The following is a 19,992-nucleotide window of genomic DNA, read 5'->3' as shown; positions in this document are numbered from 1 at the left end:
CTTGCGTGTGGCCCCGCGTCGCGTGAGACACGGGACCCATGGACCCGCGCGCCCCAGGCTCCCGGAAGTCGGACCCTTCCTACGACGTGCTGCACCAGCAGCAGCGCACACGTCAGCCCCTGGACGTCCTCTTCAAACCCCGCAGCGTCGCGGTGGTGGGCGCCAGCGAGCGTCCGGGGAGCGTGGGGCGCACCGTCCTCTGGAACCTCATCAGCAACCCCTTCGGCGGCACCGTCTATCCCATCAACCCCAAGCGCCCCAATGTGCTCGGCATCCGCGCCTGGCCGTCCCTGCGGGCCCTGCCGGAGCCGGTGGACCTGGCCGTCGTCGTCACGCCCGCGGCCGCCGTGCCCGACGTCATCCGTGAGTGCGCGGAGGTGGGCGTTCAGGGCGCCATCATCATCTCCGCGGGCTTCAAGGAGACAGGGCCCGAGGGCGCGGCCCTGGAGCAGGAGGTGCTCCAGATTGCGCGGGCCGCCGGCATCCGCATCATCGGCCCCAACTGCCTGGGCGTGATGCGCCCACCCACGGGCTTCAACGCCACCTTCGCGGGCTCCATGGCCCGCCCTGGCAACGTGGCCTTCATCAGCCAGAGCGGCGCGCTCCTGACGGCCATCCTCGACTGGAGCCTGCGCGAGTCGGTGGGCTTCAGCGCCTTCGTCTCCGTGGGCTCCATGCTGGATGTGGGCTGGGGCGACCTCATCGACTACCTCGCCGATGACCCGATGACGCGCTCCATCCTCATCTACATGGAGTCCATCGGCGACGCGCGAGCCTTCCTCTCGGCCGCGCGTGAGGTGGCGCTCACCAAGCCCATCATCGTCATCAAGGCGGGGCGCACGGCGCAGGCCGCGCAGGCCGCCGCTTCCCACACCGGCACGCTGACGGGCAGCGACGAGGTGCTCACCGCCGCGTTCCGTCGCTCCGGCGTGCTGCGCGTGGAGTCCATCTCCGACCTCTTCTACATGGCGGAGACACTCGCCCGGCAGCCCAGGCCGTCGGGCCGTCGTCTCACGGTGCTCACCAACGCGGGAGGTCCCGGAGTCCTCGCAACCGATGCGCTCGTGGCTGGCGGAGGCGAGCTGGCGGTGCTCGGAGACGACACGCGCGCGGCCCTGAACACCTTCCTCCCGCCCCAGTGGAGCCACGCCAATCCCGTGGACGTGCTGGGAGACGCGGACCCGGAGCGCTACGCGCGGGCGCTCGAGGTGGCGGGCAAGGACCCGAACAGCGACGGGCTGCTGGTCATCCTCACGCCGCAGGACATGACCGAGCCCACGCAGACGGCGGACCGGCTCAAGCCCTACGCGAAGCTCGGGCACAAGCCGGTGCTGGCGAGCTGGATGGGCGGCTCCGAGGTCGCCGCCGGTGAGCGCATCCTCAACGACGCGGGCATCCCCACCTTCGGCTATCCCGACACGGCCGCGCGCATCTTCAATTACATGTGGCGCTACGCGTACAACCTCGCGGGCCTGTATGAGACGCCCACGCTCACCGAGGAGGCCACCGGGCGTCGGGACGTGGCGCGCGGCCTCGTGGACGCGGCGAGGGCACAAGGTCGCACGCTGCTGACGGAGTTCGAGTCCAAGCAGCTGCTCGCCGCCTACGGCATCCCCACGGTGGAGACACGGCTCGCCACGACCGAGGACGGCGCGGTGGCCGAGGCCCAGTCCCTGGGCTTCCCCGTGGTGCTCAAGCTCCACTCCTTCACGGTGACGCACAAGACGGACGTCGGAGGCGTGCGGCTGGACCTCCCGGACGTGGACGCCGTGCGCGCGGCGTTCCGGGGCATCCGTGAGCGACTGGTGGAGCTGGGGCAGGGGGATGCGTTCGCGGGCGTCACGGTTCAGCCGATGGTGCGCCTCGGAGGCTACGAGCTCATCGTGGGCAGCAGCCTGGACCCGCAGTTCGGCCCGGTGCTGCTGTTCGGCGCGGGTGGGACGCTGGTGGAGGTGTTCAAGGACCGGGGGCTGGGCTTCCCGCCGCTCAACACCACGCTCGCGCGGAGGATGATGGAGCAGACGCGCATCCTCCAGGCGCTCAAGGGCGTGCGAGGGGCGAAGCCCGTGGACCTGCCCGAACTGGAGCGGCTGCTCGTGCGCTTCGGCCAGCTCGTGGTGGAGCAGCGCTGGGTGAAGGAGGTGGACATCAATCCACTGCTCGCCTCTCCCGAGCGCCTGCTCGCGCTGGACGCGCGGGTGGTGTTGCATCCCCCGTCCGTGACGGAAGCCGAGCTGCCCCGGCTGGTCATCGAGCCATACCCGCAGCAGTACGTGGCGCCCTTCCGGATGAAGAGCGGCGAGGAGCTGATGCTGCGTCCCATCCGCCCCGAGGACGAGCCGGCGATGGCGCGCTTCCACAAGACGCTCTCCGAGCAGACGGTGTTCCTGCGCTACGCGGGGCTGATGCAGCTGAGCACGCGCGTGGCGCACGAGCGCCTGGCGCGCATCTGCTTCAACGACTACGCGCGCGAGCTGGCGCTGGTGGCCGAGCGCAAGGGCGGAGAGCTGTTGGGGGTGGGCCGCCTGACGCGCCTGCGAGGCACGGAGGACGCGGAGTACGCCATCCTCATCAGCGACGAGGTGCAGCACCAGGGCCTGGGGACGGAGATGCTGCGCCGGCTGGTGGAGGTGGGGCGCGCGTGGGGCATGCGGCGCATCGTCGCGGACATCCTGGCGGGCAACCGGGCCATGCAGAACGTCAGCAAGCAGCTGGGGTTCTCCATCCTGCCGCACGAGGAGCTGGCCCCGGACATGGTCAAAGCGGTGAAGGTGCTCTGACCCGCATCCGGGGCCGGTGACGCTCCGGGTTCAGCGGGCCTCGAGGTCCAGCTCGAGGTCGAAGGCCACGTCGCTCGACTCCGCGTTGGCCTGCTTCACCATCACCGCGATGATGTTCTCCCCCTCGACGAAGACGGAGCCGTCGAAGCTGAGGGTGCTCGAGACCGCGTCCTTCACCACGCCGCTGGCGAAGGCGCCGTGCTCCATCCCGTTGTCCATGTAGCGCGAGAAGACGAGCCGCCCGTTCACCCAGACGGCCACGCCGTCATCATGGAGGACCTGGAGGTGCGCGGTGCGGATGGCCTCGTCCAGGGTGAGCTTCTTGCGGAAGTACACGCTCGGCTGCACGGGGTTCGTCTTGGTGAGCACCGTGTGCTCGTCCCCGTCGCCATAGCCGAGCCGCGCGGGACCCTGCCGCCACGCGCTGTCGTTGAAGCCCAGCGACGTCCACTGCGCGCCAGGGCTCACGTTGCGGTCGTCGAGCTTCCAGTACTCCCCGAAGGCGATGGCCTTGAACCGGGGCGTGGCGGTGATGGTGAACGGCAGGTCCGTCTTGTCCTCGATGTCCGGCCGCGCGGCGTCCTTGATGCGCAGCACGCCCTGCGCCGTCTCCATGCGCGGCACCTTCCAGTCATAGAACCCGATGTTCGGCACGCCCGCCGCCACGGCGCTCCAACTGGCGCCGTTGTCCTGGGAGAACTGCACGTCGACGGTGTCGACGCCCGCGCCGTGCGTCATCCACTGCACCGTCTGCAACTGGCCCGGGCGCAGCGTCTCACCCCCGTTGGGGCTCTCCAGGAAGAGGGCGTCGTGCTGCATGCCGTCCGTCGTCACCTTCAGCTCCAGGTCGAACGACAAGTCACTGGAGGTGGCGTTCGCCTGCTTCACCATGACGGCCAGCGTGTTCTCACCCATCTCGAAGCGCATGCCGGGGATGGTGGTCTGGCTCAGGTGGTTGTCGGGGCTGGCGCCCTGGGCGTAGGCCGCGTGCGCGGGGTTGGGAATCAGGCTGTTGAACACCTGGGTGCCGTTGAGGAACACCGCCACGCCGTCATCGTGAATCACCTTGAGCGTGGCCTGCTCCACCATGCCGTGGAGGGTGAACTTCTTGCGGAAGTACACCGTCGGCTGCGCGGGCGTCGTCTTCGTCAGCACCGTGCGCTCGTCCGCCTCGCCATAGCCGAGCTGGGCCAGGCCCTTCTTCCATGCGCTGTCGTTGAACGTCGCGGCCTTCCACGTCGGGCCCGGGTCGACGTTGCGGTCGTCGTACTTCCACTCGGCGCCGAAGGCCACGGCGGTGAAGCCCGTGTTCGGCGGCGGGTCCGTGGGCGGCGGCGTGGTGCCATCCCCGCCGATGCGGATGATCTTCGCGACGGACGGCACCTTGCGCCCGTTGAGCAGGAACAGCATGTAGTGCCCCGGCGGCGCCACGTTGGCGTTGGCAGGCGCGACGATGTTGAGCCCACCGCCGCTCGCGGTGAAGCGCAGCTTCATGAAGCGCTGGTTCTCGTCGAACGCGTGCGTGACGGAGCCCAGGCGCACCCAGGACGCCATGGTGATGTTGGCCGCGTCCGGCGTGTTGACGCGGAAGGTCTCCCCATAGCTGATGGCCGCGGGCGCGGAGGCGATGGTGGGCCGCGGGCCCTTGAACAAGTAGGGCGGCGAGTAGACCTGCATCGTCTTCACGTTGCGGCTGCCGGCGGACAACAGCCGCCCGTCCGGCAGGAGCACGGTGGTGGAGTGGTAGCCGCGATAGGTCCCCAGCGGGGCGAGCAGCGACCAGGTCTCCGTGACGGGGTCCCACAGCTCCGTCTCCAGCCGGGGGTAGTTGGGGTTGTCCGTGCCGGGGCCACCGTGGCCGCCGGTGACGAGCACCGTCCCGTCCGGGAGCATGGTGCTGTTGTGCTGGCGGCGCACGTAGCGCATGGGGGCGATGGGGCGCCACGCGGGCTTGGTGGCGTTGAGGTCCAGCACCTCCACGTTGTTGGTGGGCGGGTTGTCGCCGCCGGTGATGAGCACCTTGCCCTCGTCGTACATCACCGCGCTGCCGTAGTTGCGGCTGGCGGTGTAGGTCGTACGCGGCCCGGTGGTCCACGCGCCCACGCCGTCCGTGTCCAGGTAGCGCGCGGGCCTCCAGTAGCCGGCCATGAGCGTCTTGCCCGAGGGCATGACGAACATCCACGGGTAGTACATCAGCTCCAGGCTCGCGCCGGTGAGCGTCCTCCAGGAGCCCTTTGAGGTCTGCCACACCTGGGGAATCAGGTTCTTGGTGCGGTCCTCCTTGGCGCCGCCAATCACCAGCATGTCGCCGTTGGGCAGGGTGGTGACGGTGGGGTACCAGCGGCCCGCGTTCATGTTGGGCAGCCGCGTCCAGGTGAGCTTGAAGGGGTCGAAGATGGAGGCGTACGGAAGGCCCGAGTCATCCATGATGTGGCCGCCGGCGACGAAGAGCCGCCCGTCCGCCATGAAGGCGTGGCCAGAACAGAAGATGTTGAAGCCCGCCTTGGGCAGGGCGGTGAGCGCGTCGGTGGCGGGGTCCCAGAGATAGGGATTGTCGCCGTCCGCGAACTCGGAGAAGAACATCACCTTCCCGGTGGGCAGCACGTGGGTGTGGACGGCGGAGTAGGGCCACTTCTTGACGGGCGTCCATTGGCCGACGACGGCCGGGTCCGTGGACTGGGCCTGGGCGACCGCGACCGAAACCCAGACGGAAAGCAAGGCGAGACGCCATCGATGGAACATCATGCAGCCCCTTTGTGGGTCGAAAGGTCGCGCAACGGTAGGCATGCGACCGGGCGGCCACATCGTTCCGGCGTGCGTGGCCAATGACGCGCGGTGGACCGTGCCATGGGCCCGGCGTCGAGACTCGTACGGGGGGCGCCCCGGGATTTCACAGCGGACGGGAGGCGGGGGCTGCTCTAGAGTCCGGCGGTGATGGCCACCCCTGAATCCCAAGCGCCGCTCGCAGCCCTGCTCCCGAAGAAGGGAGAGCCCGCGCTCGACCCGGACAGCATCCTGGACCGTTTCGTCGGCTATGTCGCGGCGAACGGGCTCAGCCTCTACCCCGCCCAGGAGGAAGCCATCCTGGAGCTGCTCGCGGGCAAGCACCTGTTCCTCAAGACGCCCACCGGCTCCGGCAAGTCGCTGGTCGCCACCGCCCTCCACTTCAAGGCCATGGCCGAGGGCAAGGTCTCCTTCTACACGTGCCCCATCAAGGCGCTGGTGAACGAGAAGTTCTTCGCGCTCTGTGACGCCTTCGGCGCGGAGAACGTGGGCATGCTCACCGGCGACGCGAGCATCAACCGCGACGCGCCCATCATCTGCTGCACCGCCGAAATCCTCTCCAACCTCGCGCTGCGCGACGCGGGGGCGAAGGTGGACTACGTCGTCATGGACGAGTTCCACTACTACTCGGACCGCGACCGCGGCGTGGCCTGGCAGATTCCGCTCATCGCGCTGCCGCAGGTGACGTTCCTGCTGATGTCGGCGACGCTGGGCCCCACGCACATCATCGAGGAGAGCCTGCAGCGGCTCACCGGCCGCGAGGTCGCCACGGTGAGGAGCGCGCAGCGCCCGGTGCCGCTGGACTTCGACTACCGCGAGTCCGCGCTGCACGAGACGATTGAGGACCTCATCGCGCGCAAGAAGTACCCCATCTACCTGGTGAACTTCACGCAGCGCGCCGCCGCCGAGCAGGCGCAGAACCTCATGAGCGTGGACTTCTCCACCAAGGAGGAGAAGGAGGCCATCCGCCTGGCGCTGATGGAGGCGCCCTTCGACACGCCCTACGGCAAGGACTTCCAGCGCTTCCTGCGCCACGGCATCGGCATGCACCACGCGGGGCTGCTGCCGAAGTACCGCCTCCTGGTGGAGAAGCTGGCGCAGGGCGGGCACCTGAAGGTCATCAGCGGCACGGACACGCTGGGCGTGGGCGTGAACATCCCCATCCGCACGGTGCTCTTCACGCAGCTGTTCAAGTTCAACGGCGAGAAGCTGGCGACCCTGAGCGTGCGCGACTTCCAGCAGATCGCCGGGCGCGCGGGCCGCAAGGGCTTCGACAACGAGGGCAGCGTCGTCGCGCAGGCGCCCGAGTACATCGTCGAGAACGTCAAGCAGGCGGCGAAGGAGGCGGCGGGCAAGAAGAAGGCGCCCAAGCAGAAGCCTCCGCAGAAGAACTTCGTGCAGTACGACAAGAACACCTTCGAGCGGCTGCAGACGGGCATGCCGGAGCCGCTGGAGTCACGCTTCGCGGTGTCGCACGGAATGATCCTCAACCTGCTCCAGAGCGACCACGTCCGCGGCACGGGGGGCTACCACCGGCTGGTGCAGCTCATCCAGCGGTGCCACGACTCGGACTTCCTGAAGCGCAGGCACCTGAAGGAGGCGGCGCGGGACTTCCGCACGCTGCGCGGCGCGGGAATCGTGGAGGTGCTGCGCGGGGAGGGCGGCTCGGGGGCCACGGTGAAGGTGGCGCAGGAGCTCCAGCACGACTTCAGCCTCAACCACACGTTGTCGCTGTACCTGCTGGAGACGCTGGAGTTGTTGGACCCGACCACGGAGACGTACGCGCTGGACGTGGTGACGCTGGTGGAGTCCATCCTGGAGAACCCGGAGGTGGTGCTCTACGCGCAGCTGCACCAGCTCAAGGGCGAGAAGATTCAAGAGATGAAGGCGCAGGGCGTCGAGTACGACGACCGCATGGAGCAGTTGGAGAAGCTGGAGTGGCCCAAGCCGAACCGGGACTTCATCTACGGCACGTTCAACGCCTTCGCGCGCAAGCACCCGTGGGTGGGCGAGGAGAACATCCGTCCCAAGGCGGTGGTGCGGGACATGTTCGAGCGCTTCATGTCCTTCCACGACTACGTGCGTGAGTACGGGCTGCAGCGCAGCGAGGGCGTGCTGCTGCGCTACGTCAGCGACGTGTACAAGACGCTGGCGCAGACGGTGCCGGAGCGCTTCCGCACGGAGGAGGTGGAGGACATCATCGACCACCTGCGCGCGACGATTCGTCAGGTGGACTCGAGCCTGGTGGACGAGTGGGAGCGCATGCGCAACCCGGACGCCGTGGTCGAGGCGAAGCCGGCGGTGGAGCTCAAGCCGAAGGAGCTCACCGAGGACCCGCGCGCCTTCGCGGCCCGCGTGCGCGAGGAGCTGCACCGGCTGCTGCGCGCGCTGGGACAGAAGCGCTACACGGACGCGCTGACGCTCTTGGACAACCCGCTGGGCGAGTGGACGGCGCCGAAGCTGGAGCAGGCGATGGTGCCGTACCACGAGGAGCACAAGGTGGTGGTGCTCACGCCCCAGGCTCGCAAGCCGGCCAACACGTTCCTGAAGGAGACGGGCCCCCGGCTCTGGGAGGTGCAGCAGCGCATCATGGACCCCGAGGGACATGGGGACTGGATGCTCGACTGCGAGATTGACTTGCGCGACCGGCGCCTGGACGAGGGAGCCATCCTCATCCTGCGGCGCATCGGTCCGTAGGCGTCAGCCCTGGGAGCCGGGCTTCACGGGCTCGGCCTGGGCGTGCTCGGTGGGGACGGGGGTGACCTCGCCGTCACCGAGCACGGACTCCTCGACGTCGAAGTCGCCCTTGCCGTCGGGGATGAGGACCATCTTCCAGTCGAAGGTGGAGAGGATGATGCGGTCGGCGTCGCACTGGACTTCGACCGTGGTGTCCTCGACGGTCCACGAGCCGACCCAGACCGTCGTCTTGTCGACGCACTCGGTGTCGCCGCACTCCTCGGTGGAGGCGACCCAGAGGCGGCCCTCGGGCGCGGAGGCGCAGGCGACGGGCTCGACGTGGCGCAGGCGCGGCGGGGCCATCTCATCGGGGGCGCCGGCGAAGAGCTCCTCGGGGGACGGTGGGGTGAGGCTCGGCTGCGGCGCGGTCATGTCTGGCTGCCTGGTGGGCTCAGCGAGCGTCGTCGACCGCGCGAGCGCCCCGGACGCGGCCAGCGAGCCGCACATCACCGCCACCTTCCACCACCCTGTCGTCCGCATGACGTTTCACTCCTGTGCGGCGCCGTCGGCCGCGTCGTGTGCACAGGGGTTGTGCAAGGCGCGGACCGGGCTCGAGTGCGGGTCGTGGGACACAGGGGCGCGTGGTTGGTGGGGCGCTCCTCATGGGGTTCTCGTTCTCAAGCGCCGGGCGCGCAGGAAGTCGACGAGCGCGCGCAGCTTGAGGGGGAGCTGGGTCCGACTCGGGTAGTAGAGGAAGAGGCCGGGGAAGGGGGGACAGTGGTTGGAGAGCACCCGGACGAGGCGCTTGTCGGCCAGTTCCCGCTCGATGGTGTGCTCCATGACGTACGCGAGCCCCACGCCATCGAGCGCTCCACGAACCATCAGCGCGTTGTCGTTGACGACGAGCCGGCCCTTCACGGCGACGGTGAGGTCTCGCCCCTTGTCGCTGAACTCCCAGCGGTACACGGCGCCACTCCTGAGGTGACGGTAGTTGATGCAGTCGTGCGCGTGCAGGTCTCTGGGATGCTTCGGCCGTCCGCGTGCGCTCAGATACGCGGGTGAGCCGACCACCGTCATCCGCAGGTCGTTGGTGAGCCGCAGGGCCACGACGTCCTTGTCGAGCGTCTCGCCGAGTCGGATGCCCGCGTCGAACCCGTGCTCCACGATGTGGGTGATTCCGTCGTCGACGACGATGTCGAGCTCGAGCTCCGGATTGGCGGCGAGGAAGTCTCCCAGGATGGAATCGAGCACCGTCGCGATGGCCAACCGAGGCACATTCAGTCGCAACGTGCCGGAGGGTCGTCCGCGCACCGCGTCGAGTGACTCGAAGGCGGCGCGGATGCTCGCCATCGCGGGCCTGAGCTGCGCGAGGAAACGCTCGCCTGCCTCTGTCAGACCCACGCTCCTCGTCGTGCGCTGGAGCAGTCGAACGCCCACCCGCTCCTCGAGCGCCCGGATGCTCTGGCTGAGCGCCGACGGCGTCACGCTCAACTGGGCCGCCGCGGCCGTGAAGCTGCGCTTGTCCGCCACCGCCGCCAGCGCGTTCAGCCCCGAGTAGTCGTCTCGCATGGCCATCTTTTAGCGAAACTTAAAAACCCATCGCAATTCCACCGCTAATCACGAGGACCCCGGACTCCTATTTTCCAACGCGTCAACGAACTCGAAGTCGAAGGAGTCCACCATGAGCACTCAAGGTTCTTCAGCGTCCACCCACCACAAGGTCTGGTTCATCACGGGAGCGTCCTCGGGACTGGGGCGCGCGCTCGTCGAGGAGGTGCTGCGGCGTGGCGACAGCGTGGTCGCCGCCGCGCGACAACCGCAGGTCCTCGCGGAGCTGGCCTCGTCGGCGCCAGGACGTCTGCGCCTCGTCGAGCTGGACGTGACGCAGCCCGAGAAGGTGCGCGACGCCCTGACGACCGCCATCTCCCGCTTCGGGCACATCGACGTGCTGGTCAACAACGCGGGCTTCAGCATCCTCGGCGCCATCGAGGAGACGAGCGACCAGGACCTGCGGGCGACGATGGAGTTGATGTTCTTCGCCGCCGTCACCACCACGCGCGAGGTGCTGCCTCACATGCGAGCGCGGGGCTCGGGCACCATCGTGCAGGTCTCGAGTGTCGCGGGGCTCTCCTCCGCGCCGGGCTTCGGTGCGTACTGCGCCGCGAAGCACGCGCTGGAAGGGATGTCCGAGAGCCTCGCGCAGGAGGTGAAGCCGCTGGGGATTCGCGTGCTGGTGGTGGAGCCGGGCACGTTCCGCACCTCGCTGTTCGGCGCTTCGTTCCGGCACATGCCCGCGATGGACGCCTATGAGGGAACGGTGGGGCAGTTGCGCACGTGGGTGCGCCAGACGGATGGCAAACAGGGCGGGGACCCCGTGAAGGCCGCGCAGGTCATGGCGGACGTCATCGCGCGGCCGAGCGCGGAACTTCCGTTGCGGCTGCCGTTGGGCGGCGACGCGGTCGAACAGATTCGATCCAAGCTGTCCCTCGTCGCCACCGATATCGACCGGATGGAGGTCCTCGCCTGCTCGACAGCCTTCGATGCGAAGCCTTAGTCGATGGGTGCCCGGTCAGCTCCGAGTCGTTCGAGCCGTCGGCGCGCTCAACCCGCGTCGAACCCAACGAGGAACTGGACCCATGGGCTACCGCATCGAGCAACCGTCGGAGCTGTTCGAATCCGTTCGCTACAACACCAAGACCACCCCCGACCTTCGGGCGGCGATGCAGAAGAAGGTCAAGGAGCTGGTGGCGCGCATCGAGGACCGAGAAGGCCGGATGCGTCGCATCCGCGCGGAGTACCAGATCGACGCCGAGCGTCTGGCCACGCTGGTCATGCAGTTCCAGAACACGAAGTCCGACTTCGTCTCCTATCAGAACCAGGCCGGTACTCCGAGTGATGCCATCGTGCCCGCGGGCGTCATCGCCAACCTCATCAAGGAGGGGGAGATGATCGACTCGGAGCGAGGGCAGATTCGCAAGCTGGAGTTGGTGCTTCGCAACCTTCCGGACTCGGAGCTGTACAACCACCCCGAGACGGGTGAGGTCCTGAGTCGGCAGCCGCTGCACCAGCTGACCGATGACGAACTCGAGTACCTTGGGTTCTGAGGTGGACGAGAAACGACGGGCCCGCGGACATTGCCCGCGCGGCCCGTGGCTGAAGGCGTTACCTTGCAGGGCATATGGCCCGTGTCCGTGCCGTGGATCAGCCCCTGCGTCGTGATGTCCGCCTGCTCGGGCGACTGCTGGGAGAGGTGCTCGTCGAACAGGAAGGCCAGGACCTGTTCGACCTGGAAGAAGAGGTCCGTCGGCTCGCCATCCAGCGAAGACGCGGACCCGTGGCGGGAAGACGCGCCTCCGCGGCCGAGCTCGCGGAGAGACTCAAACGTCTCCCGCTGGAGCGCACCGAGCCCGTGCTCCGCGCCTTCTCGGTGTACTTCCAGCTCGTCAACCTCGCGGAACAACACCACCGCATCCGCCGCGCCCGCGCGTACTCCAGCGCCGAGTCCACGACGCCCCAGCGTGGCTCGCTGGAGGCGACGATGCTGTCGCTCAAGGACGCGGGCATCTCCGCCACGCGCGTCCGCGAGGCGCTGCGCCAGATGCACGTGACGCTCACGCTCACCGCGCATCCCACGCAGGCCGTGCGCCGCACGCTGCTCGAGAAGCTCTACCGGATGGCCAGCCTGCTCGAGGAGCGAGACCGGTGCGAGCTGACGCCCCGCGAGAGTGCCGCCAACGTGGAGTCCCTCCGCGAGGAGATCACCACGGTGTGGCAGACCGACGAGCTCCGTCGCGAGCGGCCCACCGTGGGCGACGAGGTGAAGAACGCCCTCTGGTATGTCGAGGAGGTCATCGCCGAGCAAATCTCCGAGCTGCCCGAGCTGCTCGACTGGGCCTTCGAGCGCGCCTACGGAGAGCCCCTCGGCCAGGTGGACACGCCGGTGCGCGTCCACTCGTGGGTCGGCGGGGACATGGATGGCAACCCGCTCGTCACGCCAGAAGTCTTCGCGGACACGCTGCGCGCCCACCGTGCACGAGGGCTGCGCCTGTTGACCCAAGGCCTGGAGCGCCTGGGCGGAATGCTCTCGCAGTCGGAGCGCCACGCGAAGCCGTCGGCGGAGCTCGTCGCCTCCCTGGAGCGTGACGCGAAGGAGCTCCCCGAGGCCGAGCAGCGCCTGGGGCCGCGCACCATCGGCGAGCCCTGGCGTCGCAAGCTGCGCTTCATGGAGGAGCGGCTGAACCAGGCCCTTCGCCACGTGCTGGCCCAGCGCACCGGTGACGCGGGCCCCATGCCGGCGAGCGCCTATCGCACGCCCGAGTCCCTGCTCGCCGACCTGGACCTGTTGTCCCGCTCACTCGAGGAGGCCAAGGCCGCGAAGTCCGGCCTGCGTCAGGTGCGCCGCATGCGCGAGCGTGTCCTCGCGCTGGGCCTGTCCCTGGCCGAGCTGGAGGCGCGCGTGCCCGCGGAGGACGCGGTGAGCGCGGCGGCCTCGTTGGACGCGGCAGGCCCCGCTCCGTCCGAGGGCGGCAAGCGTCTGCTCGCGGTGCTGGCGAAGCTGCGCGAGGCGCAGGCCGAGGCCGGTGAGCCCGCCTGTCGCACGCTCATCCTCAGCATGGCCAGCACGGCCGAGGATGTCCTCGCGGCCTTCAAGTGCCTCAAGCTCACCGGCCTGTGGGACGAGAAGCGCGGCTGCGCCACCGTGGACGTCGTCCCGCTCTTCGAGCAGCTCGGCGCGCTCGACGGTGGACCCGACGTGCTGCGCACGCTCTTCGCCAACGCCGAGTACCGCAAGCACGTCGACGCGCGCGGCTTCCAGGAGGTGATGGTCGGCTACAGCGACTCGGGCAAGGAGGTGGGACTGCTGGCCGCCAGCGCCGCGCTCTATCGCGCCCAGGTCGCGCTCACCGAGGCGGCCGCCCAAGCAGGTGTCCCCCTGCGTCTGTTCCATGGTCGCGGCGAGTCCGTGGCCCGCGGTGGTGGCCCCGCCCAGGAGGCCATCCTCGCGCTGCCTCCCGGCGCCGTGGCCGGTGGCTACAAGGCGACGGAGCAGGGTGAAGCCCTGGACCACAAGTACGCGCGGCCGGAGCTGGCGCGCCGCACGCTGGAGCTCATCCTGGGCGGCGTGCTGCCCCACCTGCTCGACGCGCAGCCTCGGCCGACCCCGGAGGACGAGAAGACCTTCCGCGCCACGTTCGACACGCTGGCCGAGACGGGGCGCAAGGCCTACCGCGCGCTCGTGTGGGAGGACCCTCGCTTCCTCGAGTTCTTCACCACGGCGACGCCCGTGGAGGAGATCTCCGCGCTGCCCATCGGCTCGCGGCCCAGCAAGCGCAGGGCCGGAGGGCTCGAGTCGCTGCGCGCCATTCCGTGGGTGTTCGCCTGGACACAGAACCGGGCCATCGTGCCGGGCTGGTACGGCGTGGGCTCCGCGCTGGAGGCTCTCTCGAAGGAGCCAGGTGGGCCCGCGCTGCTCAAGCGCATGTACCGCCAGTGGCCCTTCTTCAAGGCCGTCATCGACAACGTCACCATGGTGCTGGCCAAGTCGGACATGGCCATCGCCGGGCGCTACGCGGCGCTCGCCCCCGCGTCCACGAAGGCCCTGTGGCGGCGAATCCAGCAGGAGCACCGGCGCACGCGGCGCCAGGTGAAGCGGCTGACGGGGGAGGGGAAGCTGCTCGACAACAACCCCCAGCTCCAGCGCGCCATCGCCCTGCGCAACCCGTACGTGGACCCGATGTCCTTCCTCCAGGTGGAGCTGTTGCGCCGCAAGCGTGAGAGCGACTGCGACTGCGACAGGCCGCTCCTGCTCTCGCTCAACGGCATCGCGGCCGGCATGCGCAACACCGGTTAGAGTCCGCGCCATGCCCGTCTCTGTCTGCGAAGGCGACCTGCTGGACCAGCCGGTGGAGGCCATCGTCAATGCCTGGAACCGGAACATCATCCCCTGGTGGCTGCTGTTGCCGCAGGGGGTGTCCGGCGCCATCAAGCGACGGGGTGGCGCAGGCCCTTTCCGCGAGGTGGCGAGGGCGGGCCCCATGCCCCTGGGCTCGGCGGTGGTGACCTCCGCCGGGCGGCTGCCCTTCAAGGCCATCATCCACGTTGCGGGCATCGACATGCTCTGGCGAGCCTCCCCGCGCTCCATCCAGGACTCGGTCCGCAACGCCTTGGAGAAGGCCCGTGAGCAGGGCCTTCGCTCCGTGGCCTTCCCCATCATCGGCGCGGGCTCCGGCAGCTTCGACGAGACGCGCGCGCTCGGGCTGATGCGACAGGTGCTGGACGTGGAGGCGGGGGACCTCGACGTGCGCGTGGTGCGCTTCCGGCCCTGACGACGTAACCTTCAGCGCCCCAACGCAAGACGTCTTCAACGGCTTTCGAGACGAGGTCGGGATGGCCAAGGACGCATTCACGGTGGAGGACATCAACCCGCAGCACGGCTTCGCGCTCTTGCGCCCGGACTCGGGAGAAGGGCCGTTCCATGCCCCCCTCTACCCAGAGCCCGAGTCCGACGCGCCTCCCTTCCAGCTCCGCAAGGGAGACCGGGTGACGGGCCAGCGCCGCGGGCAGTCCGTGACGGAGGTCGCGTGGGTGACGCGCGTGGAGCCTCCTTACGAGCTGGTGGAGCGCATGGGGGAGCTGCTCGCGAAGCTGGAGATGTGGGAGCTGAAGGTCCCCGCGACCGCGCTGGAGCTCGCCGAGCACCACTGGCGCCAGAGCCGCGAGGATCCGCTGCGCCGCGAGCTGACCTCGCAGCTGCCCACCTTCTTCGACTGGGAGCTGTCCCACCCGTACCGGGACGGCGCGCTGCTGGAGCGACTGGAGGCGGCCCTGCAGCCCTATCTGCCGGGCTTCGCGGTGCGGCCCCTCCAGGGGCGCGAGGCCTTCGTCGTGGACCCCGGCGGACACGAGGTCGAAGCGGGGCAGGGCGACTGGGACGCGCCCGCCACCACCTTCGAGCCGCTGCTCCAGCGGGTGAACGCCGTGCTGGAGCACGCGGGCGCGCCCGTGCGCTGGGTGCCCACGGGCAACGACTGGGTGCTGGCTCCGCCGGGCCTGGCGGAGCTGCTCGTCCTCAACAGCGTGCTCGGACCGCGCTGAGGCCCGAGCACGGGGCTACAGCCCGCCCTGCTCGCGCAGCGTGCGCACCACCTCGGCCGCCATCACCCGGTGGCCCTCGGTGCTCGGGTGGATGCCGTCGATGCCCAGCCCGGCGAGGTAGAGGTGCACGTTGCTCGTCTGCCGCATCACCGACTCCAGGTCGATGACGTCCGTGCTCGTGCCGCCGCCGCGCAGCCACGCGTTGAAGCCCAGCCGCTGCGACTTCACGTAGTCATAGGCGCCGTAGTTCGTCTTCTCCTTCGGCAACAGCGTGCTCACCCACACGCGACAGAAGGGCTCCAGCCGCTGCACCAACAGGAGCATCCGCGTCTCCATCTGCTCCTCCGCGCCCGCGTCGCCCAGGTCGTTCGTGCCCAGCAGCACCAGGCAGTCGGTGACGCCCTTCACCGCGAGCACCTCGTCGGACAACAGCCTCAGCGCGTCGTAGAAGCCCTGGCCGCTGACGCCCGCGTTGACCACGGGCACACCCAGCTGCGCCTCCACCAGCGCCGGCCACGCGTTGCGCGTGTCGTTGCGCAAGTCGACGTAGCCCTCGGTGATGCTGTCACCCAGCGCGATGAAGGCGCGGCCCGTGGGGCCCTCGACGGCCACGGTGGCCACGCCCACGGAGCGCTCGAAGGGCTCTCCGCCGATGGCGCCCGTCGCCAGCGCATGCGTGCCCGCTCGCGCGAAGCTGCCGGGGAAGGCGTTGATGGCGCTGGCGGCCAGCGCCCCGCGCACCTCGAAGGTGATGGCCACGTCCTCGCGGAAGCCCACGGGGAACACCACCGGGTCCGACGTCACCAGCGCGCGCGCGCCGACGTTGAAGCCCGGCTTGCCCTCGAAGCTCAAGGCCACCGGCGCGGACACCAGCGAGCCATCCACGCCCGCCTTCGCCACCGTGGCGCGCTGGAGCGTGAGGTTGCCGTCGCCCGCGCGGAACGTCACCTGGAGCCGCTCTCCGGCGCGCGCCACCGGCACGCGCAGGCGGAACGTGGTGACACCGCCCACGTAATGGGACCAGCGCAGCGCCTGGTGGAACCCCGGCTGGAAGCCGATGCTCGGTAAGGGCGGCTGCTGCGCGGGCGGCGGCGGCGAGCTCACGTGCCCGTCGTCGTTGAGCACCAATGGCGGCGCCACATCCACGGAGGCGTCAGGCGCGTTCGTGGACTCACCCTGCTCTTGAGAAGGCTCTTCCGGCAACGGGTCCTCGGCGGTGCTGGGAGAGCACGCCAACTGCGCGCCACCCACGCACGCGAGGACACCGAGCCACGTCCGCCACATTCGCATCGTCGCTCCCTCCCGACGACGCACGATGTACACCGCTCATTCCCGCGACGACCACCGAACATGCGCGCAAGTCCCGAGGCTCGCGGCGCACGCCCCCTTGGTCTCCGGGCGAGATGGAGACACCTCTTTCCCTGTCACGCGAACCCGCCGGCCTTGCACGAGTCCGAGGCTCACCCACGTGGCGACAGAAGTTGCCCCACGTGGGTCTCCGGCTTCATGGGATGCAGGCTCCCACACCAGGATTGTCATTCAGTGGACGGCATGTCCCGGTGGTGCATGCGGGCGAGCTGGAGGGCTTGCACAGGGGCCGGCAGTTGAGCCCTTGCCCCGTGTTCACACAGGCGCTCCCCGGCGCGCACTGGTTGCTGAAGTCGCACGCCTCACCCGTCGCGCGAGTCCCACTGCCCGCGCACACCGGGCCCGTCGACGACGGGTAGCAGCTCAACGGCGCCGTGCAGCCCTGCGCGAACGGGTCACACGGCTGCGAGCGCGGTCCGCACAACAGCGGCAGCTCCGACGTGCCAGCCAGCCGCAGCACCGTGTTGCACTCGCCCGCGTTCGCGCACTGGCTGCTGGTGTGGCACAGCCTCCGGCAGAAGAAGCCCACGCCGCCGTCGCCCTGTCGCTCGTCCTTGCAGAACAGGCCCGCCGCGCACGTGTCGAACTCCGGCCCGCCGTCCGTGGGGGACAGCGTGCAACGCCCGCCCTCGGTGACGGTGCCCGCCTCCACGCAGCGCCGCTCCGTCACCGTGCCCGTGCTCACGTACGTGCAGCGCTGCCCCTGCGCGCAGTTCTGCAGCACCACGTCACACGCCGCCGCGAAACACCGGCTGCCCGTCTTGCCTCCCGACAGGTCCGCGAAGTGACAGCTCTGGCCAGTTCCGCAGCCTTCCTGTCTTGCGACGTTGCACGCGAAGTCGGGACTCACGCCGCCATCGCCCGCGCCGCCTCCTCCGTCCGGGTCTCCGGGCACCCCGGAGTCGCCCGCGCCGGGGCCTGGCTGTTTGTCGTCGTCATCACACCCAGGCGTGACGAGCGCCAGGAAGAGGGTCCCCGTCAACACCGCGAGCCACGCACGCATCCCGAACTCCCGAATCGAACTGTGTGAGGACTTACCTGATGGCGCCCATTCGTGGGGGCCCTCTTGAATCGAGCCTGGAAAGCAGCGGACACTTGCTGGATGACCGATGCCCAAGGGGTGGCTCGGCGCGTCAGTATCCCGTCGGTCCTCGGGAAGGCATTAGGTCGCCAGCGGCGGACGGCTGGGGGTAGCGGGTGCACATGACTAGCAAGGCGGCGGAAGCAGAGATGTCATCGGGAGATCCAGCCGCGTACGCGAACCGGCGCACGGACGAGCGCGTCGCCGCCAAGTTCGCGGTTCGTTTCACCCAGGCGGAGGACGCGGCCAGGGCGCTGCGCGTCTTCTCCATCAACGTGTCCGCGGGCGGCCTGTGCCTGCGCACGCGCAAGGCCTACGACGTGGGCGCCCAGGTGCGGCTGTCCATGGACATCGCGGGCGAGCAGTTCGACCTCACCGGCGTCATCGCGTGGGTGCGTGACGAGCAGGAGGCCATCGGCGTGCGCTTCACGGACGTCAGTGACGACGACCGCGTCCGGCTGCACAACGTGGTGGAGCGCATCAAGCGCTGACGTCACCGTGGCCCTCGGCCCCGGAGAGAACCGGGGCGCGAGGGATGGGCCGGACGTCAGCGGCCCTTCTCCGTCTCCAGGTGGCGGAACACGCCCGCGTCGACCTCGGAGAAGCCGCACGCCGTATAGAAGCTGCGCACCTCCGGCGTGGTGGTGATGGGCGAGACGAGCTGGAGCTGGCGCGCGCTGAGCACCTTGCAACGCTCCAGAATCTGCTTGATGAGCGCGCGGCCCACGCCCCGGCGGCGCCACGACTCCGTCACCACCAGCTCGTCGATGGTGCCCACGCGCCCGCGCAGCCGCAGCTGGGGCCGGTGGGAGAAGGAGAGCATGCCCACGGGTTTGTCCTGCGGGTCGCCGGCCACGAAGATTTCAATCTCCGGATGGCTCACCACCCAGTGGACCGTCTGCTGGTCGGTTCCCTGGGGGTAGCCCAGCTCGCGAAGCAACAAGGCCATGGCCTCGGCGTCGCCGCGACGGGCTCGGCGGATGCGGAAGGCGGGGGCTTCTGCGCCCGCGGGGCTGACGGTCCGGACGATTGGCTGTGACAAGGCAGTTGGCAGTCTAACGAAAGGGCCGCCGCTCCTCCAAAGAGGAACGGCGGCCCGGGACTTTTCCGTGGGCGGACGGCCCACACGGGGGCACTGGGTACGACGCCTAGGGCTGCTCGCCGGCGAGCGAGCGCAACGCGTCGGTGATGTCGTTCTGCTGGGGCACGGAGGCCATCTCCAGCGTGTCGGCCAGGCCGATGCCGGGGATGAACTTGCCCGCCAGCAGGCGGGGCGGCGCGAGCAGCGAGTAGAAGAGCTCTTCCACCGTGCGTCGCACCAGGTGCTCGCCGAAGTTGGTGACCTCGGTGTCCTCGTTGACGAAGAGCACGCGGCCCGTCTTCTGGACGGAGGCCTTGATCATCTCCCAGTCGTAGGGCCACAGCGAGCGCAGGTCGATGACCTCCACGCTGATGCCCTCGTCGGCGAGCAGCGCGGCGGCGCGGGCACACAAGGGCAGGGTGCGGCCGTAGCTGACCACGGTGAGCTGCGAGCCCTCGCGCACCAGTTTGCCCTTGCCGATGGGGATGGCGAACGCCTCCAGCCCCTCCGGCCACGCGGGCTTCCACTGGCTGCGGTCGCCCAGGGGCGCGTCGATGGCCTTGGACAGCGCGCGGTCATCGTCCGGCTCGCCGGGGATGCGCTCCTCGCCCTTGACGCGGAGCAGCGCCTTGGGCTCCAGGAACATGACCGGGTTCTGCTCCTTGCACGCGGAGATGAGCAGGCCGTACGCGTCCAGCGGCGTGGAGGGCATCACCACCTTCCACCCGGCGATGTGGGTCATCGTCGCGTCGAAGGAGTGCGAGTGGTAGATGGACCCGCGGATGCCGCTGCCCACCGGCGTGCGCACCACCATGGGCAGGTTCCAGTCACCGTTGCTGGACCAGCAGGTGTTGCCCGCCAGCTTCAGCAGGTCGATGGTGTTGTAGACGTAGTCGCAGAACTGGATTTCGGCGACGGGGCGGCCGCCGCCCATCGCGATGCCCATGGCCGCGCCGATGATGCCGCGCTCGTCCAGGGGGGAGTTCCACGTCGTCTTCAGGCCCTGCGTGCAGGTGAAGACGCCGCCCAGCGGGGCGCCGACGTCCTCGCCGAAGATGTCCGTCACACCGAGGTTCTCCTCGGCGTAGTGGAGGGCCATGCGAATGGCCTGTGCCATGTTGGCCATG

At 69.3% G+C, this 19,992-nt stretch carries 15 protein-coding genes; 8 read left to right on the top strand and 7 right to left on the bottom strand.

Translation table 11 applies throughout. The annotated features are described in order from the left end of the window. Nucleotides 1–38: 38 nt before the first annotated feature. On the top strand, nt 39–2,780 hold the full coding sequence (locus LXT21_RS37570; RefSeq protein WP_254043054.1) for a bifunctional acetate--CoA ligase family protein/GNAT family N-acetyltransferase: 2,742 nt from the start codon (nt 39–41) through the stop codon (nt 2,778–2,780). A 30-nt stretch (nt 2,781–2,810) separates the two neighbouring features. Here the strand turns inward: LXT21_RS37570 and LXT21_RS37565 are convergent, their stop codons facing one another. Next, nucleotides 2,811–5,498, bottom strand: a complete 2,688-nt coding sequence (locus tag LXT21_RS37565) for a galactose oxidase-like domain-containing protein (RefSeq protein ID WP_254043053.1) — start codon at nt 5,496–5,498, stop codon at nt 2,811–2,813. A gap of 216 nt (nt 5,499–5,714) precedes the next feature. Here LXT21_RS37565 and LXT21_RS37560 point away from each other — a divergent pair, with 216 nt between their 5' ends. After that, a complete protein-coding gene (locus LXT21_RS37560; RefSeq protein WP_254043052.1) occupies nt 5,715–8,261 on the top strand; it encodes a DEAD/DEAH box helicase in 2,547 nt (848 codons plus the stop codon). 3 nt (nt 8,262–8,264) lie between these two features. Here the strand turns inward: LXT21_RS37560 and LXT21_RS37555 are convergent, their stop codons facing one another. Both LXT21_RS37555 and LXT21_RS37550 read right to left on the bottom strand, forming a co-directional pair. Further along, nucleotides 8,265–8,780 carry a hypothetical protein gene (locus LXT21_RS37555; protein WP_254043051.1) on the bottom strand — a complete coding sequence of 172 codons (516 nt, stop codon included), beginning with the start codon at nt 8,778–8,780 and terminating at the stop codon, nt 8,265–8,267. Nucleotides 8,781–8,900: 120 nt separating this feature from the next. Further along, nucleotides 8,901–9,809 (bottom strand): LysR substrate-binding domain-containing protein, encoded by a 909-nt coding sequence (locus LXT21_RS37550; RefSeq protein ID WP_254043050.1) that lies wholly within the window; start codon nt 9,807–9,809, stop codon nt 8,901–8,903. 112 nt (nt 9,810–9,921) lie between these two features. Between LXT21_RS37550 and LXT21_RS37545 the strand changes: the two genes are divergently transcribed. The 5 genes from LXT21_RS37545 to LXT21_RS37525 all read left to right on the top strand — a co-directional run bounded on the left by LXT21_RS37545 (nt 9,922) and on the right by LXT21_RS37525 (nt 15,335). Next, nucleotides 9,922–10,794 (top strand): SDR family NAD(P)-dependent oxidoreductase, encoded by an 873-nt coding sequence (locus LXT21_RS37545; RefSeq protein ID WP_254043049.1) that lies wholly within the window; start codon nt 9,922–9,924, stop codon nt 10,792–10,794. Between the two features lie 82 nt (nt 10,795–10,876). Then, the gene (locus LXT21_RS37540) at nt 10,877–11,344 is read left to right on the top strand and encodes a hypothetical protein (protein WP_254043048.1); all 468 of its coding nucleotides are present in this window, start codon (nt 10,877–10,879) and stop codon (nt 11,342–11,344) included. Nucleotides 11,345–11,418: 74 nt separating this feature from the next. Next, nucleotides 11,419–14,091, top strand: coding sequence for a phosphoenolpyruvate carboxylase (locus LXT21_RS37535; protein ID WP_254043047.1), 2,673 nt, complete (start codon nt 11,419–11,421; stop codon nt 14,089–14,091). 10 nt (nt 14,092–14,101) lie between these two features. Beyond that, complete coding sequence (locus LXT21_RS37530; RefSeq protein WP_254043046.1) at nt 14,102–14,566, top strand: macro domain-containing protein; 465 nt, start codon at nt 14,102–14,104, stop codon at nt 14,564–14,566. A gap of 61 nt (nt 14,567–14,627) precedes the next feature. Beyond that, nucleotides 14,628–15,335 carry a hypothetical protein gene (locus LXT21_RS37525; protein ID WP_254043045.1) on the top strand — a complete coding sequence of 236 codons (708 nt, stop codon included), beginning with the start codon at nt 14,628–14,630 and terminating at the stop codon, nt 15,333–15,335. A 15-nt stretch (nt 15,336–15,350) separates the two neighbouring features. On the opposite strand, the gene LXT21_RS37520 is transcribed toward LXT21_RS37525, so the two are convergent. Together LXT21_RS37520 and LXT21_RS37515 are read right to left on the bottom strand one after the other, a co-directional pair. After that, complete coding sequence (locus tag LXT21_RS37520) at nt 15,351–16,625, bottom strand: SGNH/GDSL hydrolase family protein (RefSeq protein ID WP_254043044.1); 1,275 nt, start codon at nt 16,623–16,625, stop codon at nt 15,351–15,353. Nucleotides 16,626–16,839: 214 nt separating this feature from the next. After that, nucleotides 16,840–17,706 carry a hypothetical protein gene (locus LXT21_RS37515; protein WP_254043043.1) on the bottom strand — a complete coding sequence of 289 codons (867 nt, stop codon included), beginning with the start codon at nt 17,704–17,706 and terminating at the stop codon, nt 16,840–16,842. 200 nt (nt 17,707–17,906) lie between these two features. Here LXT21_RS37515 and LXT21_RS37510 point away from each other — a divergent pair, with 200 nt between their 5' ends. Then, nucleotides 17,907–18,275, top strand: coding sequence for a TIGR02266 family protein (locus LXT21_RS37510; protein WP_223751622.1), 369 nt, complete (start codon nt 17,907–17,909; stop codon nt 18,273–18,275). Between the two features lie 56 nt (nt 18,276–18,331). Here the strand turns inward: LXT21_RS37510 and LXT21_RS37505 are convergent, their stop codons facing one another. Then, on the bottom strand, nt 18,332–18,733 hold the full coding sequence (locus tag LXT21_RS37505; protein WP_223785344.1) for a GNAT family N-acetyltransferase: 402 nt from the start codon (nt 18,731–18,733) through the stop codon (nt 18,332–18,334). A gap of 199 nt (nt 18,734–18,932) precedes the next feature. Then, the gene (locus LXT21_RS37500) at nt 18,933–19,991 is read right to left on the bottom strand and encodes an alpha-ketoacid dehydrogenase subunit beta (RefSeq protein WP_074955349.1); all 1,059 of its coding nucleotides are present in this window, start codon (nt 19,989–19,991) and stop codon (nt 18,933–18,935) included. Between the last annotated feature and the right edge of the window lies 1 nt (nt 19,992).

This window comes from Myxococcus guangdongensis (genome assembly GCF_024198255.1).
Classification (GTDB): Bacteria; Myxococcota; Myxococcia; order Myxococcales; family Myxococcaceae; genus Myxococcus; species Myxococcus guangdongensis.
The sequence above is the reverse complement of the archived record's forward strand: the minus strand, read 5'-3'. Positions and strand labels throughout refer to the sequence as shown.